Source organism: Polynucleobacter sp. es-EL-1, from assembly GCF_018687975.1.
Taxonomy (GTDB): Bacteria; Pseudomonadota; Gammaproteobacteria; order Burkholderiales; family Burkholderiaceae; genus Polynucleobacter.
The window spans coordinates 1,366,008-1,382,818 of the sequence record NZ_CP061310.1 but is presented as its reverse complement, the minus strand read 5'-3'; the positions used below and the strand labels follow the sequence as shown (position 1 = coordinate 1,382,818).

Sequence of the window (16,811 nt, the reverse complement as noted above, 5' to 3'; positions counted from 1 at the left end):
GAGCGGCGATGTTTTATTGATAGACCATGTCAGAACAAGAGCAACAAGCAATTACCCGCTCCGAACTAGTGGAGAGCTTGGCGGAACAGTTTCCCCAGCTGCTACCTAGGGATGTGGAGTTGGCAGTAAAAACATTGCTAGACACCATGACTCATGCTTTAGCCGAAGGCAAGCGCATTGAGCTGCGTGGCGTTGGTAGTTTTGTTTTGCATCATCGTCCTGCTCGTACAGGCCGCAATCCAAAATCTGGTGAGAAAGTATTAATTCCAGAAAAGCGAGTACCCCATTTCAAACCTGGCAAAGAATTACGTGAGCGAGTTGACTACAAGCCTCTGAAACAAGCGGGCCCTAAAGAGGGTTCTGGTGCCTAGTCACATAACGCATAAGCAGTGGTCCATTTGGGCCATTTTTTTATTTAAGCTCTACACAGCATGATTCAAATCGCAACCTCCTGGTTACTATTACTACCAGTCATGTTTGGCATTGGCTGGCTGGCCTCGCGTTGGGATTTACGTCTTGAGAATCGCATGGATGAGCGTGAGCGCATGCGTCAACAGCGCTCAACCTTCAAAGGTTTAAGCCTTTTATTAAATGAGCAGCCTGATCAGGCGATTGAAACGCTGGTTAAGATTGCGCAGCTCGATCCAGAGACGATTGAACTGCATTTTGCGCTGGGAAGTTTGTTTCGCCGTCGAGGTGAAACAGAGCGCGCTATTAGGGTTCACCAACATCTTGCAGATCGCGATGACTTGAAGCCACGTGATCGAGACCATGCTGCTTATGAATTAGGTCGAGATTTTCTGCGCGCCGGTTTACTTGATCGCGCCGAGGCTTCGCTCAATCGTGTGGGTAAGGGTAAGTTCGCCGCCCCAGCTAAAGAGAGCTTGCTGGAGATGTATCAGATTGAGCGCGATTGGACCAAGGCCATCATCGCCGCTACTGAATTAGAGGGCCTACAAGGGAAATCCCATCACACAGAGATTGCCCAATTTCATTGTGAGTTGGGTCAAGAGGCGCTCCGGCGGAAAGATCTTCCTGCAGTGGAGCAGTCAATTGCTCTGGCATTGCAAGCAGTTCCCAATCATGCTCGTGCATTGATCTTGCAGGGCGATTATTTCATGGCGATGGATCGTCCAGCGCAAGCAATTGAAGTGTGGGCTGTGATTGCGAAGACGCATCCTGCTTATATGCATTTACTTGCAGATCGGTGGATGGTTGCACATACTGCACTAAATAAAGCAGATGAAGGCTTAAGTGCTCTTTGTGACTTGCTAAAGACTCAGGCCTCTGGTGAGTTGCTCGATATTGTGCAAAAACACATGATGCAAATTCGGGGTGCGCAGGCTACTGAGGGTATGTTGGTTGAAGTAATGCAACACTCACCAAGCTTAAGTGCACTTTCAAAGCTAGCCCAAACACGTTTAGTGCTCGCTGAATCGAATGGCACCCCAGAGCGAGTGTCGGATTTGCAAGCAACTCTTAGTTTATTGAAGCAACGTACTACCAGTCTTGCTCGCTATACCTGTGGAAATTGTGGATTTAGAGCACGTCGTTTTTACTGGCAGTGCCCAGGTTGTAATCATTGGGAGGCTTACTCTCCAAGACGCAGTGAAGGTGCCGTGCCTAGCGGCCCATCGATGTAATTACATTAAAGCTAGTTAATTAAACCGTCATCAAATGCAATTTTAATGGTGGTATTGAAATGAAATATAAGGAGTTGTTTTGAAAGTCACCATCATTGGCAGCGGTTACGTTGGTCTTGTTACTGGGGCATGTCTTGCAGAACAGGGTAATAATGTCTTTTGTGTAGACGTTGACCCTAAAAAGATCGATATTCTCAATTCTGGTGGCGTACCCATTTATGAGCCAGGACTTAAAGAGATGATTGAGCGCAATCGCGCTGCAGGCCGTTTGCAGTTCTCTACTGATATTGCTTCTTCTGTAGCGCACGGTGAGATTCAGTTCATTGCTGTTGGTACCCCTCCGGATGAAGATGGCTCTGCTGACCTTCAATACGTCGTAGCAGCAGCTCGCAATATTGGTCGCCATATGACCACCCCTAAGGTGATTGTCGATAAGTCAACTGTACCGGTGGGCACTGCTGACAAGGTTGCTGCTGCAATCACAGAAGAGTTGACTAAAAGAGGTCTTTCACCAGAACTCTGTTCTGTTGTATCTAACCCCGAGTTCCTTAAAGAGGGAGCGGCAGTAGAAGACTTTATGCGCCCAGATCGTATTGTGATTGGTACGCAAAATACGCCAGCAGGCCTGCGTGCTAAAGAGCAAATGCGTAAACTCTATGCTCCCTTTAATCGTCATCATGAACGCACCTATTACATGGATGTTAAGAGTGCTGAACTGACTAAATATGCTGCTAATGCTATGTTAGCGACGCGTATCTCTTTTATGAACGAGTTGGCCAATTTAGCGGACTTAGTAGGTGCTGATATTGAAGCGGTGCGCCAAGGAATTGGGTCAGACTCTCGTATTGGTTACGGCTTTTTGTATTCTGGCACTGGTTATGGCGGTTCTTGCTTTCCGAAGGATGTTTCGGCTCTATCCAAGACCGCCATTGAGCATGGCCGCGATCTGAAGATTTTGGACGCTGTCGAAGCCGTGAACGAAGCCCAAAAATATATTCTGGTTGAAAAGATTGAAAAACGCTTTGGCAAGAATCTGTCTGGTAAGAAGTTTGCCATGTGGGGCTTAGCATTTAAACCGAATACAGACGATATGCGCGAAGCGCCTAGTCGTGTCATCATTCAAGAGCTGGTTAAACGTGGTGCCCAGGTCGTAGCGCACGACCCAGTAGCGATGCCAGAAACTAAGCATTGTCTTGAGGTGGACTTTAAAGGCAACCCAGAAGGGCTTAAACAAGTGACTTTGGTAGATGACCCTATGGCAGCCACCCAAGGTGCTGATGCTCTAGTCATCGTGACTGAGTGGAAAGCCTTCCGTAGCCCTGATTTTGACCTGCTCAAAGCCAATTTGAAGAACCCGATTATCTTTGATGGCCGCAATCTATATGAGCCGCAATCTATGCAAGAATTAGGCATTGAATACCAAGGTATTGGTCGTCATAATTAGGCAGTAGATAAACGCTAAGAGAATCCATTAGAAAGATCAGTCAGTCCGTGGAAAAAGCCAACCGAGAACAATTTTCTAAAGCCCGCTTATTAGTGGTGGGTGATGTCATGCTCGATCGCTATTGGTTTGGTGATACGAATCGCATCTCTCCAGAAGCACCAGTTCCTGTAGTTCAAGTGGGCAAGATTGATGAACGTTTAGGGGGCGCAGCTAACGTAGCGCGTAACGTTGCAGCTCTTGGTGCAAAGACAACTATTTTGGGCGTGATTGGCGATGATGAGCCAGGTCGCCGTGTTTCTGAATTGCTGAAATCCAGCCACGTAGATAGTCAGCTTGAGGTCGATGGCAAAGTGCCAACAACTGTGAAGCTACGTGTCATCGCAAGACAACAGCAATTGATTCGTTTGGATTTTGAAGAGGCTCCTAGTGAGGCTGCCCTCGCTCATAAATTGGAGCGTTATGAAAAGCTTGTAGGAGATGCTGATGTCGTGATTTTGTCTGATTACGGCAAAGGTGCATTGGGACAAGTAGCTTTGATGATCGAGCAGGCTCGTGCGCAGAAGAAGATGATTTTGGTAGACCCTAAGGGTGACGACTACGCTAAGTACCGTGGCGCCACAGTCTTGACTCCGAATCGTAGCGAACTACGTCAAGTGGTTGGTCAGTGGACTAGCGAAGAAGATCTTACAAAGCGAGCGCAAGATCTTAGAAAATCATTAAACCTGGAAGCGCTTCTCCTGACTCGCTCTGAAGAGGGGATGAGTTTATTTACTGAGGCTGGTGTGAGCCACGTTAAAGCGCAAGCCCGTGAAGTATTTGATGTCTCTGGTGCCGGTGATACTGTTATTGGCACGCTGGCAGTCGCATTGGCAGCTGGCTGGCCCCTGGAAAGAGCGATGGCTTTGGCTAACCGAGCTGGCGGTATTGTGGTTGGCAAGTTGGGAACAGCCACCGTTACTTCTGAGGAATTGCAATGACGATTATCGTAACCGGCGCTGCCGGATTTATCGGCGCCAATATTGTTCAAGCGCTCAATGCGCGTGGTGAGAAAAATATCATCGCAGTAGATGATTTACGCCCTGCAGATAAGTATCGCAATCTAGCTGACCTAGACATCATTGATTATCTGGACAAAGATGAGTTTCTAGAAGCATTTAGAAGTGGTCGCTTCGGCAAAGTAAAGGCAGTTTTTCATGAGGGGGCTTGCTCCGATACGATGGAAACTGATGGCATTTTCATGATGGCTAATAATTTTCGCTACACCATGGATTTGCTCGATATCTGTACGGCTCAAAATGTTCAGTTGCTCTATGCCTCTTCTGCAGCAACTTACGGTGGATCAGATATTTTTATTGAGAGCCGTGAGCATGAGAAGCCACTCAATATTTATGGCTATTCAAAATTCTTATTTGATCAAGTAATGCGTAAGCGCTTTGCTGAAAAATCAAATTCTGCCCAAGTGGTTGGATTCCGATATTTCAATGTGTATGGTCCGCGTGAATCCCATAAGGGTCGCATGGCTTCTGTAGCTTTTCATCAGTACCATCAGTACAAATCTGCTGGTAAGGTGAAGCTTTTTGGTGAGTATGGCGGCTATGGCGCCGGTGAACAAAGTCGTGACTTTGTTTCGGTAGAAGACGTTGTCAAAGTTAATCTCTATTTCTTGGATCATCCAGAAATTAGCGGCATCTTTAATTTAGGCAGTGGTCGTGCGCAACCCTTTAATGATGTGGCACATGCAGTGGCTAACGCCATGCGTAAGATTGATGGTGCTAATCCTGCAAGTCTCGAAGAATTGGTTAAAGAAAAGGCGATTGAATACATTCCTTTCCCCGAAGCACTCAAAGGGAAGTATCAGTGCTTTACTCAGGCTGACCTCACTAAGTTGCGTGCCGCTGGGTATGCAGAACCCTTCTTAAATGTAGAGCAGGGTGTCAGTCGATATATTGCTTGGTTATCAGCCAATACTGATTTCTTGGCAAGCCCGCTTTAAAGACTGAAATACAGTCAACAGTCTTTAATCCCATTCGTTGTAACTGATTCACCGGCACGTTGTGCGGGTGGATTTTTTTATTCACTAATGGAGATTGCATGAATCAATTATTAAAGTCTTTAGTATTTTCGGTATTAGTAGCTGTCTCTGCTTTATCTGCGGCCTCACCAGTCAACGTCAATACTGCTACCCAGTCTGAGTTAGAGAGTATTAAAGGAATTGGCCCATCCAAGGCTAAAACTATTATTGCCGAGCGATTGGATGGAGGTCACTTTCAGGATGCCAATGATTTGCAAAAACGGGTACGGGGAATTGGCATGAAATCAGTCGAGAAAATGGTGAGTAATGGTCTGACAATCGAAGCGCCAAGTTCCTTTCGTGAGCCCAATGGGCGCACCAACAAGGAGGGGTCTAGCTCCACTAGGCGTAGTTCGCGTTCTCAAGGCGGTTCTCGTCATCATACGGATCGTACGGGCTCAAATCGCCGAAATTAAGCCCTTATATGTCTAGGCGCGCTTATGGCTAAAATGGCTTCATGAGCACACCTTCTTACCTTACCATTTCTCAGACTGTAGGCAATACGCCTTTAGTTCGTTTACAACGCATTCCAGGTGCGGATATCGACAAAAGAAATAATCTGATTTTAGGTAAGTTAGAGGGCAACAATCCAGCGGGGTCGGTTAAAGATCGACCCGCGCTGTCGATGATTCTGCGTGCTCAAGAGCGTGGTGAAATTAAGCCAGGCGACACTCTGATAGAGGCAACGAGTGGTAATACCGGTATTGCCTTAGCAATGACGGCTGCGATGCTAGGTTATAAGATGATTCTAGTAATGCCCGAGAATCAAAGTATTGAGCGTAGACAAAGCATGGCTGCTTATGGTGCTGAGCTCATTTTGACGGCGACCTCTGGCGGTATGGAATTTGCACGTGATTATGCTTTGCAGTTGCAAAAAGAGGGACGTGGTCGATTGCTTGATCAGTTTGCCAATCCTGATAATCCCCGTGCACATATTGAAACGACTGGCCCAGAAATTTGGCGCGATACGGATGGGCAAGTCACTCATTTCATTTCTGCAATGGGTACTACTGGGACTATTACTGGTGTATCCACCTTTCTGAAGTCGATGAATCCTGATATTCAGATTATTGGCGCCCAACCAGAAGAAGGTTCACAGATTCCGGGTATTCGTAAATGGGCTCCGGAATATTTACCAAAAATTTATCAGGGCGATAGAGTGGATCGCATTGAGTATGTCAGCCAGGCTGAAGCTGAAGAAATGGCCCGACGTATGGCGGCCCAAGAGGGTATTTTCTGCGGTATATCTGCTGGTGGCGCATTGGCTGTGGCTTTAAGGGTTGCACGTCAAGTGGAAAATGCCACGATTGTGTTTATTGTGTGTGACCGTGGTGATCGCTATTTGTCTACCGGCGTATTCCCTGCTTAAGTCGGTAAGCAACATACCGCTGCTCTAACTCTTTTGTTTTGACTTTTTTGAGCCTGTTTTTTTCGTCTTTGCTTTTGTAGCCCCGGGCGCCTTTACTACCCCTGCATCAGTGTTCGCTGGTACTACACTTTGGTTTTTATACCCCAGCGCTTCTGCAAATTCAGCAACACTTTGTGCATAAAAATAACTGCGGTTGTACTGAACAATCGAGAGAAAGTTATTAAGACCAACTACGTAACGGACTTGATCAATTCCATCTTTGTCGGGATAAGGAAGATCGACAATCAGCGCTTTACTCTGAGGCTCCACCCCACCGCTTTGCAGATCTCCCTGGGCCTTTGTCAAAATACCTTTTTCAATAAGCTCTTGCACTGTGTACTTGAGTTGAGGTTCGCCATCCGCTAGCGCTCTTGCAGCTTCAATCCCCGATTCTGGGATTGGGAAGTAAATGGGCATACCTGGTTGCCAGCCATGTTTTCTCATGAAGTTAGCAACACTAGCGATCGCATCCTTAGGACTTTGTTTGAGATCAATATAGCCGTCACCATCTCCGTCAACTGCAAAGCTACGAATACTGCCTGGCATAAATTGAGGCAATCCAATGGCGCCAGCATAGGAGCTATTTTGATTGAGGCAAGAATTCAATCGTGAGTTATTAACGCCCTGAATACTGTTATTTGCCGGTAGCTGACCGCCAGCCTCAGTCCAGCACAAGAGAATGAGATCTTGTAATTGGTCCTTAAAGAGTTGCTCGCGCGCTGCTTTGTTTGGAGTATCTGGATAGCTAAAGGCCAGGGTAGATAAAACATCCTTGACTCGAAAGTTCCCAGTATGACGACCATAGATGGTTTCAATGCCAATAATCGAGACAATGACTTCAGCGGGTACGCCAGATTCTTGCTCAATCTTGTCTAGAAAGGCTTGGTTTTGCTCCCAAAATACTTTTCCGGCTTTTAGGCGGATGGGCTCAATAAAGCGTTTGCGATAAGCCACCCAATTCTTTTTAAAGGTTCCCGATGGGGGTAATACGAGCTTGCGGATGGATGCAATGGTCTTAACATCGGCAAAACTAGATTCGAGGATAGGTAAAGGGATGCTTTGTTTCTGCGCAACTTGGCCAATTAATTGCTTAAGGTTTTGGCTAATTTGGGCCTCTGAAGCAAGATTCTCGGACTGGTTTACGATAGCCTCTGGAGTTTTTACTTCTTGGGTGGGGGTGGTAGAGCAGGCACCCAAGACAAGTGAACTAATTAGTAATACAGTAAAGTGGCGGGCGCGAAAATTCATGAAATAGGGTGTGGGTTTTTGATGTGCCGCAAGAATAAATGAAATTATAAAAATTATAGTTCTGCTAAAGGGAATTCTTAGTCATGACAACAGGATACATAACGCATTCAGACTTTCTCAAGCATGAGATGGGCAGTCACCATCCTGAGTGCCCAGAGCGCATTCAGGCCATTAATGATCAACTCATTCGTAGCGGTATAGATCGTTTTTTACACCATTTAGATGCGCCATTAGCAAGCGAGGATCAACTTGAGTTAGTACATAGCCCTGAGCACATTGCTTTTGTCAAAGAACGATCCCCAGCTAGTGGCTACTACATGCTAGATGGCGACACCATTATGAACCCTTATACATGGAGTGCAGCTCTGCGTGCTGCTGGTGCGGCTATTGCAGGGGTAGATGCTGTGATGAAGGGTGAGGTCGAGAATGTATTTTGTGCAGTTCGTCCACCAGGGCACCATGCTGAACCAACTCGCTCGATGGGATTTTGTGTTTTTGATAATGTGGCAGTAGCCGCTCGCTATGCCATGGAGGAGTACGGTATCAGTCGTGTGGCGATCATTGATTTTGACGTACACCATGGTAATGGTACTGAGGCGGCATTTTTTAATGATCCCAATGTGCTGATGTGTAGCTTCTTTCAGCATCCCTTCTACCCCTATAGTGGCTTGGATAAAGCAAAGAATATGGTGAACGTCCCACTACCAGCTGCCACACGTGGCGATGTAGTGCGCTCAATCGTAGAGGAGCAGTGGTTGCCACGGCTAAGAGAATTTGAGCCAGAGCTCATCATTATTTCTGCTGGGTTTGATGCGCATCGTGAGGATGATTTGGGTCAGATGGGTCTGGTAGAGGATGACTATGCTTGGATTACTAAGAAGCTCAAAGAAGTTGCCAATCAATTTGCCCACGGTCGTATTGTGAGTTGTCTAGAGGGTGGATATAACTTGTCTGCCTTGGGGCGCAGCGTAGTGGCTCATGTGAAAGCACTGGCTGACATCTGAAATGATTTTGCCTGGGATGATTGTGGGCAGATAAAATAGAGAAGTTAATTCATAGATTAGAGAATTGAGAATGAAGATTTTAGTAGCTGTAAAGCGTGTTGTAGATTACAACGTCAAAATCCGCGTTAAGTCAGATGGTTCTGGTGTTGATCTTGCCAATGTCAAGATGAGTATGAATCCTTTCGATGAGATTGCTGTTGAAGAGGCGGTGCGACTGAAGGAGGCTGGTGTTGCCAGTGAGATAGTGGTGATTTCTGCCGGCCCTACCCAATGTCAGGAAACGCTTCGTACAGCTCTAGCAATCGGCGCAGATCGAGCCATCCTAGTCGAGGAAGACGCTGAATTACAACCTCTTGCAGTTGCCAAGATCCTCAAAGCCTTATGTGAAAAAGAGCAAGCGCAAATCGTGATTCTGGGTAAGCAGGCAATCGATGATGATAGTAATCAGGTGGGCCAAATGTTGGCTAGTCTAATGGATATTCCGCAAGCGACTTTTGCGTCTAAGGTGCTCATAGCGGATGGTAGGGCCAATGTGACTCGTGAAGTTGATGGTGGTCTAGAGACAATCGCCATTAGTTTGCCGGCAGTTATTACAACTGACTTGCGTTTAAATGAACCTCGTTACGTTACTCTCCCCAACATCATGAAGGCCAAGAAAAAGACGCTTGAACTGATTAAGCCAAGTGATCTTGGGGTGGATATTAGCCCGCGCCTTAAAACCCTCAAAGTGGAAGAGCCTCCTAAGCGCTCAGCTGGTGTGATGGTGGCCGATGTTGCTGCTTTGGTTGATAAATTAAAAAATGAAGCGAAGGTAATTTAAATGGCTGCATTAGTAATTGCTGAACACGACAATGTCTCTCTCAAGGCGGCAACCTTAAACGCAGTGAGTGCTGCCTTACAGTGCTCACCAGAGGTGGATATTTTGCTAGCCGGTAGCAGATCTGATGCTGCCGCAGCTGCAGCTACCAAAATTACTGGGGTTCGCAAGGTGATCCAGATTGATGATGCAGCCTTGGCTGACCAGTTGGCTGAGCCGTTAGCAGCCCAGATTCTGTCGATTGCTTCTGATTACGGTCATATCTTGGCTCCTGCAACTGCAAATGGCAAAAATGTTCTGCCACGAGTTGCCGCTAAGTTAGATGTTGCCCAGTTATCAGACATTACCAAAGTGATATCAGCAGATACTTTTGAGCGCCCAATATATGCGGGCAATGCAATTGCTACTGTTCAATCAATCGATCCCGTCAAAGTGATTACAGTTCGCACTACTGGCTTTGATCCAGCTGCTTTGGGCGGTTCTGCAGTACTTGAAAAGCTTGCTGCTGTAGATGGCTCTGGTAAATCCACTTTTATTGGTCGTGAATTGACTAAATCTGATCGTCCAGAATTGACTGCTGCCAAGATTATTGTGTCTGGTGGTCGTGGCCTTGGTTCTGGTGAGAAGTACCAAGAACTCGTGGTGCCATTGGCTGATAAGTTAGGTGCTGCACTGGGTGCATCTCGTGCTGCGGTAGATGCAGGTTATGTGCCTAACGACTATCAAGTTGGTCAAACGGGCAAGATTGTGGCGCCACAGCTTTATGTTGCTGTAGGTATTTCTGGTGCGATTCAGCACTTAGCTGGTATGAAAGATTCCAAGGTCATTGTTGCTATCAATAAAGATCCAGAGGCGCCAATCTTTGGTGTTGCTGATTATGGTTTAGTTGCCGATTTGAACGTAGCGGTTCCTGAGCTTACAAAGGCGCTGTCATAATCAATTCAATAACTTAGCTGTCTCCAAGTAAAAGCTATCCGCATTATTGGGATAGCTTTTTTGCTTCTTTGAGTTGTGAGATGAAAAATTGCTCAAATGCAATGGCTAGAAAAGTCATCATGAAGCCAGCACCAAATACCAATGAAAAAATCACTGTGAGTACAACTGGCCAGCCCGATTTTGTAGCGCGACTTGGCTCTAAGTCAGGGTTGAATTGAGCATCCCATTTTTCATCGGCGCGTAGACCGAAGGCAATTGTCGTAAGCCAACTTGCTTCTAGCGTGATGAATCCAAAGGTGATGAGAACCCATCCGGGCGCAGAATTAAATTGGGTATCTTTGAGGATGAGCCATCCAGCAATGCCGCCAATGAACGCAAAGAGCTGAGCCCAACCCCAGAATGATTTAAAGCCTTGGAGGTAAAAACAATTGAGGCCCATGCCTGGAAAAAATAATCCAAGTGAGCAAAATAGAAGTTTGTGTTTTTTCATAGCTACTTTCAGGAACAGTGATTATTTTGCATCACTAAGCTATTCCATGCTTTTTAATTAGCGCGTTGAGTGAAACTGAGAACCTCACGGTTCGCTCCAATCATGAGCAATTGATCGCCATTGCGCACAATGTTGCGGTAGTCATTGAGCTCATAGAGAAAGTCTCGTTCTAATTCCATCCGCTGAGGTGTGCAAGCCATCTTGGTACTGGCGATTTGATCGAGAGTGAATCCTCGAGCATCCTCGTTGATCCGAGCCGTAAAGCGATTGCAGCCCGTTGATCCGCTGATGCGCTCCCCATTGCCATCAAAAACAATTTGGATGGGATTGCTGTTGTCGCCCTGGGGGATTTGCCTGGTGCGAACCTCTCCCCGACTGTTGGGGGGTAGGTTCCAGCGTACAAGCTCCCACTTAGTATTGCGAAGCTCGCTAGCGGGAGGACTAGTTTTGGCAGTGCATGGCGGTATGACGTTGGCGCAAGCAGTTAGAAGGCTCAATCCTGCGCAAGAAATCACTAGAAACAGTCTATTTAAAGAGCCTCTAAATGGAAAAAAGGGTGCTATTTTAGCGGTCATATTTCTGTAACTTATTGTTTTTAATGGGTATTTATTGATTTCTGCTATCTCATTCTACTGTTGTAGCTCCATTGGTGAAGTTTTAAATAGGTGGAACAAGTAGGGGTTTTCGTCTAGAATATGAGGTTTTCCGCTCTACCGTGCATTTGTATTGTCAATTTGCCTGGTAAGTTGGAGCCCAAGATTTTGTAGTAATTTCATTGGGTTGTAATCAACCTGTTTTCATTTTAGATTTTAAGGAATAAGTATGGTCGTCATTCGACTGGCACGCGGCGGTTCAAAGAAGCGCCCTTTTTATAGCATCGTAGCTACAGACAAGCGTAATCGTCGCGACTCGAACTTCATCGAGCGTATTGGTTATTTCAATCCACAAGCAGCTGAATCTGAGCAGGCAATGCGTATCGCTCAAGATCGTTTGACTTATTGGACTGGTGTTGGCGCACAGATTTCTCCAACAGTTGTTCGTTTGATTAAAAACAATCCTGCAGTTTAAAAACATCCATATCAAAGACTTTTTCTCATCGATAAAGTCTTTGGTAGCAGAATTGATTTGTAGTGTCATTTGGGGAAATGGGGTGGCTTTATCATGAGTACACCTTCCCTAGATGATCTGATTGAGCTTGGCGCAGTCCAGGATGCTCAAGGCCTGCAGGGTCAGATTAAGATTCGTCCGCATTCATCGGACCCCGTAGCGCTTCTATCTTCTAAAGAAATTTGGCTATCACTCATCCCTCGTCGAAGTGCAGGTGTTGCGCTATCTTATGAGCAGGCATCATTAACGCTCTACAAAGTAAAGCTAGCAAAGATGCATAGCGGTACAGTTGTGATGGCCTTAGATGGCGTTACAGATCGTGATCAAGCTGAAGCTTTAAAAGGCGCACGCATTTTGGTGGCACGCGATGTATTCCCAAAGGCGGAGACTGATAGCTATTACTGGGTAGATCTCATTGGCTGCAAAGTGATTAATCTCCAAGATGAAGATCTTGGAGAGGTGATCGACATTAATGACAATGGTGCACACGGCATTATTGCTATTGGCGATCTGCAAACAAAGACCGTCAAACAATTGGTTCCTTTTGTAAAAGAAGTGGTTCAAAACGTTGACCTGGCAAATAAGCGCATTACACTGGATTGGCAAGCCGACTGGTAGTCCAATCTAAAGCCACAACAGTAATTGATCCTTAAATTCCAATATGCGCTTTGATGTAGTGACCTTATTTCCAGAGATGTTCTCCGCTTTAACTCAGTGGGGTATTACTGGGCGCGCCTGTGATCAAGGTCTTGCCAAGGTAAATCTTTGGAATCCCCGCGATTATTGTGCTGACCCTCGTAAAACAGTGGATGATCGTGCTTATGGTGGTGGCCCAGGAATGGTCATGATGGCAAAACCCTTGGAAGACACCTTATCTGCTGTTAAAGCTGCACATCAAGCAGAAAATATCGCTTCTGGGCCAATTTGTCTTTTGGCGCCTCAAGGTGAGGTGTTTTCGCAGAAGATAGCGACAGATATCCTCAGTTATCGTAATTTAACCTTTATTTGCGGTCGATATGAGGCTGTTGATCAGCGTTTTATCGATCGAAATGTGGATTTGCAGCTTTCTATGGGCGATTTTGTGGTTTCTGGCGGTGAATTACCCGCCATGACTATGATGGATGCCGTGATTCGCCTTATTCCAGGGGCATTAGGGGATGGAGAATCAGCAATCCAGGATAGCTTTATGAATGGACTTTTGGACCATCCTCACTATACCCGCCCAGAAATATATGAAAATTTATCTGTTCCGGACGTGCTTTTAGGCGGACATCACGCTAAAATAGCGGATTGGCGTCGGCAGAAGTCTTTAGAGCTGACGTTAACGCTTCGGCCTGATCTGATTGAAAAGGCGCGAGCAAATGGGTTGCTAAGTAAAGAAGATGAGCATTTTCTTCGTACGCTGTCAGTAATGTCAGTTGCGAATAAATAGTTTGTGTTTTGATTTAGTGAAATGGTTTTAACTACATCCTCTGTCTGGTCCGTTGATGAAAGTCTCGGGATTGAACGCTGACAAGATGTTTAAGGATTAATAATGAATTTGATCGAAAAAATTGAGCAAGAAGAAATTGCTCGCTTAAGCGCTAATAAAACTCTTCCAAGTTTTGCCCCTGGCGACACTGTTGTAGTTGGCGTAAACGTTGTTGAAGGTACACGTAAGCGTACCCAGGCGTTTGAAGGTGTTGTGATTGCTAAACGTAATCGCGGACTCAATTCCAGCTTTATCGTTCGCAAAATTTCATCTGGCGAAGGCGTAGAGCGTACATTCCAAACTTACTCACCATTGATTGCTAGCATTGAAGTGAAGCGTCGCGGTGATGTACGTCGTGCTAAGTTGTACTACTTGCGTGATCGTTCAGGTAAGTCTGCACGTATTAAAGAGAAGTTGCCTGCTCGTAAGGTTGCTGCTCCAACTGCTGCATAAGCATTGCTTTAATGCGGTGAGAAGGCAGCCTAGGCTGCCTTTTTTATTGCCCTAAAATAGATCTATGACTCAGTCACCACGCTCAAACAATTCGGCCTTTAGTGCTGCTGTGCCAGCGGGGTTTGATGCGCAAGCCATTCCGATTCAAGAAGTTTGTAGCGATCAGCCAAGGATTGCAGTAGATCGCTTGCATCCAATGGCGCTCAAAAGTCGCTTGCAGAGCCCGCCCCCTTGGCAGCCAGAAATCACTGATGAAAATCGCCATGTGATTGCTGCAGACATTATTGCTAAGCGTCAGGCAGCGGGAAAGGTTACCCATGCTGCGGTATTAATTCCTTTGCTGTTAAAAGAGGAGGGGCTCTCAGTCCTATTAACGCAGCGTACGAATCACTTACATGATCACGCCGGTCAAATTAGCTTTCCTGGAGGCCGAATGGACCAGCAGGATTTGACTCCTCATGACACAGCTTTGCGTGAGAGTGAGGAAGAAATTGGTCTTCAGCGCGAGGCGGTGGAGATCATCGGTCATTTGCCTCAGTACTTAACTGTTTCGGGCTATAGTGTTACACCAGTGGTCGCTTTAGTTCAACCTCAGGCAGAATATGTCTTAGATACATTTGAGGTGGCTGATGTTTTTGAAGTGCCCTTACACTTTTTGATGGATCCAGCCAATCATCAGGTGCGGGTTTGGCAAAGTGATTTGGGTAGCCGTCGTTTTTATTCAATGCCCTATGAAAATCGCTTTATTTGGGGTGCTACTGCTGGAATGTTGCGTAACCTTTATCATTTACTAAAAGTATGACTTTCTTTTCTATTCTTATCGCCCTCATTGCTGAGCAATATCGCCCAGTAACTTCCGCTCATTGGATTGCGCGTATCAGTGCGCGCTGGTTGGATTGGGTTGCAGGGGAGTTTGGTGGAAAGACGGAGCAGGGTGCAAGCCCGGTGGGCGCTCGTATGGCCTGTTTAGTCGCCTTCATATTGCCAACCTTTTTAGTATTTGTAATCTATGTAGTGTTTATGGTGACGTTTCCCATTCTGGGCTTTATTTGGAATGTGATCATCGCCTACCTATTTTTTGGCTTTCGCCAATTTAGCCATTCCTTCACCTTGGTTCATGAAGCGATTGCAAATCATGATTTACCCGCTGCTCGTGCAGCATTGGGTGAATGGTATGGGCCTGAACTAGATACAGCCAATCTATCTGAAACAGAAGTCATTTCTCTAGCCTTAGAGCGTGCAATTATTGGTTCGCATCATCATGTATTTGGAGTGCTATTTTGGTTCTTAATGCCAATGGGTCCTGCGGGTGTGGTGCTATACCGTCTTGCAGATACAGCGGCGCAGCGCTGGTCACAGAGAGGTGACTTCAATTTAGGTGAGTCTGCTCGTCATTTTTTCTATGTCTTAGATTGGGTTCCAGCTCGCATTACGGCAATTGGCTTTGCTATTGTCGGTAACTTTGAAGGCGCAGTGTATTCATGGCGACACCTTACGCAAAAATGGTCTGATTCCTTATCGGCTGTGATTTTGGCCGCTGGTAGTGGTGCTCTTGGTGTCCGTTTGGGTGAACCAATGAGTGAGCCTGATAGTGATGAAGCTTTGCGAATGGCTGAGGCTGGTGAGCCAGTAGTTTATGAAGTGGGTCTAGAGCCTAATGAGCGAACTATGCGTTCTGCAGTAGGCTTGGTATGGCGCCTGGTTATCGCTTGGATGATTTTATTGCTAATGCTGACCATCGCTCTTTGGCTTGGCTAATTCCTTGAATCTGCGTATCGGCTGTTTTTGAGTCGGAGCGTAACTGTCTAAATAGCGCTAGTCTTTCTGGCGCTATTTCATTTTTGTCTACCGCATCTCGAATGGCGCAGTCTGGTTCAGACTGATGTGCGCAATTATGAAAACGACACTTCCCAAGATATTCTTTGAACTCCCTGAAGGCATGCTCTAGTTCGCTCACGGACATATGGGCTAAACCAAATTCTTGAAACCCTGGAGAGTCAATGAGTGCGCCTAGCTTGCCATTAGCATCACGTCCCCAGGATTGGGGCAATTCAAAATAGCGACAAGCAGTAGTTGTATGTTTACCGGTATCAAGCCTGACTGAATATTCTTGTGTAATGGCAGCAGCATTGGGTATCCAAGCATTTAACAGGCTGGATTTTCCCATGCCAGATTGCCCAACAAAGACAGATACCTTTCCGGATATGGCTGGGCGAAGAGCCTCAATCGATGCTGCATCAAACTTGGCAGATACCTCCGTAACTGGATAGCCCATACGCGCATATGGCGCAATGATTTTTCGGGCATGCTCTAAATTCTCTTTGAGGTCGGATTTATTGAGCAGAATATGCAGGCCAATTTGGTTTGTTTCTGCAGCGACTACTGCTCTGCCTAATAGGTCTGGCGAGAATGCAGGCTGAGTGGCAAGCACAACCAAGATTTGATCAACATTAGATGCAATGAGTTTGCTTTTAAAAGCATCCGATCGGTAGAGTAAATTTTCTCTGGGTTCAATGCGAATAATGCGTGCTTGATCAGCTGAAGTCATTTCTAACAACATACGATCACCAACCGCGCCAATATGCTGTTTGGCCGGAGTGCTCACTTGAATTAACTCTCCAGCAGGGCTTTCATTGCCGTACTCATCTTCAAGTAAGCGCTGCGCTAAATAATGCCTCCCGTAAGAGGCAGTCAGTAGCGCACGAAATTGATCCATTAA

Annotated in this window: 19 protein-coding genes and 1 pseudogene; 16 read left to right on the top strand and 4 right to left on the bottom strand. The window is 46.2% G+C overall.

Going from position 1 to position 16,811, the window contains the following annotated elements; all coding sequences use genetic code 11:
- Positions 1–26: 26 nt before the first annotated feature.
- From FD974_RS07090 to cysM, 7 genes and pseudogenes are all read left to right on the top strand, one after another.
- Positions 27–365: pseudogene (locus tag FD974_RS07090) on the top strand (integration host factor subunit beta); the annotation flags it as partial.
- 66 nt (positions 366–431) lie between these two features.
- A complete protein-coding gene (gene lapB / locus FD974_RS07085; RefSeq protein ID WP_215363837.1) occupies positions 432–1,643 on the top strand; it encodes a lipopolysaccharide assembly protein LapB in 1,212 nt (403 codons plus the stop codon).
- A gap of 79 nt (positions 1,644–1,722) precedes the next feature.
- Positions 1,723–3,087 carry a UDP-glucose/GDP-mannose dehydrogenase family protein gene (locus FD974_RS07080; protein ID WP_215363835.1) on the top strand — a complete coding sequence of 455 codons (1,365 nt, stop codon included), beginning with the start codon at positions 1,723–1,725 and terminating at the stop codon, positions 3,085–3,087.
- 47 nt (positions 3,088–3,134) lie between these two features.
- Positions 3,135–4,064 (top strand): D-glycero-beta-D-manno-heptose-7-phosphate kinase, encoded by a 930-nt coding sequence (gene rfaE1, locus FD974_RS07075; RefSeq protein WP_215363833.1) that lies wholly within the window; start codon positions 3,135–3,137, stop codon positions 4,062–4,064.
- Positions 4,061–5,080 (top strand): ADP-glyceromanno-heptose 6-epimerase, encoded by a 1,020-nt coding sequence (gene rfaD, locus FD974_RS07070; protein ID WP_215363831.1) that lies wholly within the window; start codon positions 4,061–4,063, stop codon positions 5,078–5,080. Before rfaE1 ends, rfaD begins: the two co-directional genes overlap by 4 nt.
- A 98-nt stretch (positions 5,081–5,178) precedes the next feature.
- Entirely contained in the window at positions 5,179–5,574 is a 396-nt protein-coding gene (locus tag FD974_RS07065; protein WP_215363829.1) for a helix-hairpin-helix domain-containing protein, read from the top strand.
- Between the two features lie 41 nt (positions 5,575–5,615).
- Positions 5,616–6,527 carry a cysteine synthase CysM gene (gene cysM, locus FD974_RS07060; RefSeq protein ID WP_215363827.1) on the top strand — a complete coding sequence of 304 codons (912 nt, stop codon included), beginning with the start codon at positions 5,616–5,618 and terminating at the stop codon, positions 6,525–6,527.
- A 24-nt stretch (positions 6,528–6,551) separates the two neighbouring features.
- On the opposite strand, the gene FD974_RS07055 is transcribed toward cysM, so the two are convergent.
- On the bottom strand, positions 6,552–7,814 hold the full coding sequence (locus FD974_RS07055) for a lytic murein transglycosylase (RefSeq protein WP_215363823.1): 1,263 nt from the start codon (positions 7,812–7,814) through the stop codon (positions 6,552–6,554).
- Between the two features lie 83 nt (positions 7,815–7,897).
- Here FD974_RS07055 and FD974_RS07050 point away from each other — a divergent pair, with 83 nt between their 5' ends.
- The 3 genes from FD974_RS07050 (at position 7,898) to FD974_RS07040 (ending at position 10,571) form a co-directional block, all read left to right on the top strand.
- Positions 7,898–8,818, top strand: coding sequence for a histone deacetylase family protein (locus tag FD974_RS07050; RefSeq protein WP_215363820.1), 921 nt, complete (start codon positions 7,898–7,900; stop codon positions 8,816–8,818).
- Positions 8,819–8,888: 70 nt separating this feature from the next.
- A complete protein-coding gene (locus FD974_RS07045; RefSeq protein ID WP_215363818.1) occupies positions 8,889–9,638 on the top strand; it encodes an electron transfer flavoprotein subunit beta/FixA family protein in 750 nt (249 codons plus the stop codon).
- Positions 9,639–10,571, top strand: coding sequence for an electron transfer flavoprotein subunit alpha/FixB family protein (locus FD974_RS07040; protein WP_215363815.1), 933 nt, complete (start codon positions 9,639–9,641; stop codon positions 10,569–10,571).
- 43 nt (positions 10,572–10,614) lie between these two features.
- On the opposite strand, the gene FD974_RS07035 is transcribed toward FD974_RS07040, so the two are convergent.
- Together FD974_RS07035 and FD974_RS07030 are read right to left on the bottom strand one after the other, a co-directional pair.
- Positions 10,615–11,061 carry a hypothetical protein gene (locus tag FD974_RS07035; RefSeq protein WP_215363813.1) on the bottom strand — a complete coding sequence of 149 codons (447 nt, stop codon included), beginning with the start codon at positions 11,059–11,061 and terminating at the stop codon, positions 10,615–10,617.
- A gap of 53 nt (positions 11,062–11,114) precedes the next feature.
- Positions 11,115–11,636 (bottom strand): META domain-containing protein, encoded by a 522-nt coding sequence (locus FD974_RS07030; protein ID WP_215363811.1) that lies wholly within the window; start codon positions 11,634–11,636, stop codon positions 11,115–11,117.
- A 247-nt stretch (positions 11,637–11,883) separates the two neighbouring features.
- Between FD974_RS07030 and rpsP the strand changes: the two genes are divergently transcribed.
- From rpsP to FD974_RS07000, 6 genes are all read left to right on the top strand, one after another.
- Positions 11,884–12,129, top strand: a complete 246-nt coding sequence (rpsP, locus tag FD974_RS07025; protein WP_062311119.1) for a 30S ribosomal protein S16 — start codon at positions 11,884–11,886, stop codon at positions 12,127–12,129.
- Positions 12,130–12,222: 93 nt separating this feature from the next.
- Positions 12,223–12,786: a ribosome maturation factor RimM gene (rimM, locus tag FD974_RS07020; protein ID WP_215363809.1), complete on the top strand. Its 564-nt coding sequence runs from the start codon at positions 12,223–12,225 to the stop codon at positions 12,784–12,786.
- A gap of 43 nt (positions 12,787–12,829) precedes the next feature.
- Positions 12,830–13,600 carry a tRNA (guanosine(37)-N1)-methyltransferase TrmD gene (gene trmD, locus FD974_RS07015; protein WP_215363807.1) on the top strand — a complete coding sequence of 257 codons (771 nt, stop codon included), beginning with the start codon at positions 12,830–12,832 and terminating at the stop codon, positions 13,598–13,600.
- Between the two features lie 102 nt (positions 13,601–13,702).
- A complete protein-coding gene (gene rplS / locus FD974_RS07010; protein ID WP_215363804.1) occupies positions 13,703–14,092 on the top strand; it encodes a 50S ribosomal protein L19 in 390 nt (129 codons plus the stop codon).
- A 64-nt stretch (positions 14,093–14,156) separates the two neighbouring features.
- Positions 14,157–14,894, top strand: coding sequence for a CoA pyrophosphatase (locus FD974_RS07005; protein ID WP_215363802.1), 738 nt, complete (start codon positions 14,157–14,159; stop codon positions 14,892–14,894).
- The gene (locus tag FD974_RS07000; protein ID WP_215363800.1) at positions 14,891–15,850 is read left to right on the top strand and encodes a CobD/CbiB family protein; all 960 of its coding nucleotides are present in this window, start codon (positions 14,891–14,893) and stop codon (positions 15,848–15,850) included. The genes FD974_RS07005 and FD974_RS07000 overlap by 4 nt, the downstream gene beginning before the upstream one ends.
- On the opposite strand, the gene rsgA is transcribed toward FD974_RS07000, so the two are convergent.
- Positions 15,795–16,808 carry a ribosome small subunit-dependent GTPase A gene (rsgA, locus tag FD974_RS06995; RefSeq protein ID WP_215363798.1) on the bottom strand — a complete coding sequence of 338 codons (1,014 nt, stop codon included), beginning with the start codon at positions 16,806–16,808 and terminating at the stop codon, positions 15,795–15,797. The genes FD974_RS07000 and rsgA overlap by 56 nt on opposite strands.
- Positions 16,809–16,811 lie beyond the last annotated feature (3 nt).

Coding starts and splice junctions, on each gene's coding strand:
- FD974_RS07045 (WP_215363818.1), top strand. CDS start 8,889: ATGAAGATTTTAGTAGCTGTAAAGCGTGTTGTAGATTACAACGTCAAA.
- rpsP (WP_062311119.1), top strand. CDS start 11,884: ATGGTCGTCATTCGACTGGCACGCGGCGGTTCAAAGAAGCGCCCTTTT.
- trmD (WP_215363807.1), top strand. CDS start 12,830: ATGCGCTTTGATGTAGTGACCTTATTTCCAGAGATGTTCTCCGCTTTA.
- lapB (WP_215363837.1), top strand. CDS start 432: ATGATTCAAATCGCAACCTCCTGGTTACTATTACTACCAGTCATGTTT.
- rsgA (WP_215363798.1), bottom strand. CDS start 16,808: ATGGATCAATTTCGTGCGCTACTGACTGCCTCTTACGGGAGGCATTAT.
- FD974_RS07050 (WP_215363820.1), top strand. CDS start 7,898: ATGACAACAGGATACATAACGCATTCAGACTTTCTCAAGCATGAGATG.
- FD974_RS07000 (WP_215363800.1), top strand. CDS start 14,891: ATGACTTTCTTTTCTATTCTTATCGCCCTCATTGCTGAGCAATATCGC.
- FD974_RS07040 (WP_215363815.1), top strand. CDS start 9,639: ATGGCTGCATTAGTAATTGCTGAACACGACAATGTCTCTCTCAAGGCG.
- rplS (WP_215363804.1), top strand. CDS start 13,703: ATGAATTTGATCGAAAAAATTGAGCAAGAAGAAATTGCTCGCTTAAGC.
- FD974_RS07055 (WP_215363823.1), bottom strand. CDS start 7,814: ATGAATTTTCGCGCCCGCCACTTTACTGTATTACTAATTAGTTCACTT.
- FD974_RS07035 (WP_215363813.1), bottom strand. CDS start 11,061: ATGAAAAAACACAAACTTCTATTTTGCTCACTTGGATTATTTTTTCCA.
- FD974_RS07065 (WP_215363829.1), top strand. CDS start 5,179: ATGAATCAATTATTAAAGTCTTTAGTATTTTCGGTATTAGTAGCTGTC.
- cysM (WP_215363827.1), top strand. CDS start 5,616: ATGAGCACACCTTCTTACCTTACCATTTCTCAGACTGTAGGCAATACG.
- FD974_RS07030 (WP_215363811.1), bottom strand. CDS start 11,636: ATGACCGCTAAAATAGCACCCTTTTTTCCATTTAGAGGCTCTTTAAAT.
- FD974_RS07005 (WP_215363802.1), top strand. CDS start 14,157: ATGACTCAGTCACCACGCTCAAACAATTCGGCCTTTAGTGCTGCTGTG.
- rfaD (WP_215363831.1), top strand. CDS start 4,061: ATGACGATTATCGTAACCGGCGCTGCCGGATTTATCGGCGCCAATATT.
- rimM (WP_215363809.1), top strand. CDS start 12,223: ATGAGTACACCTTCCCTAGATGATCTGATTGAGCTTGGCGCAGTCCAG.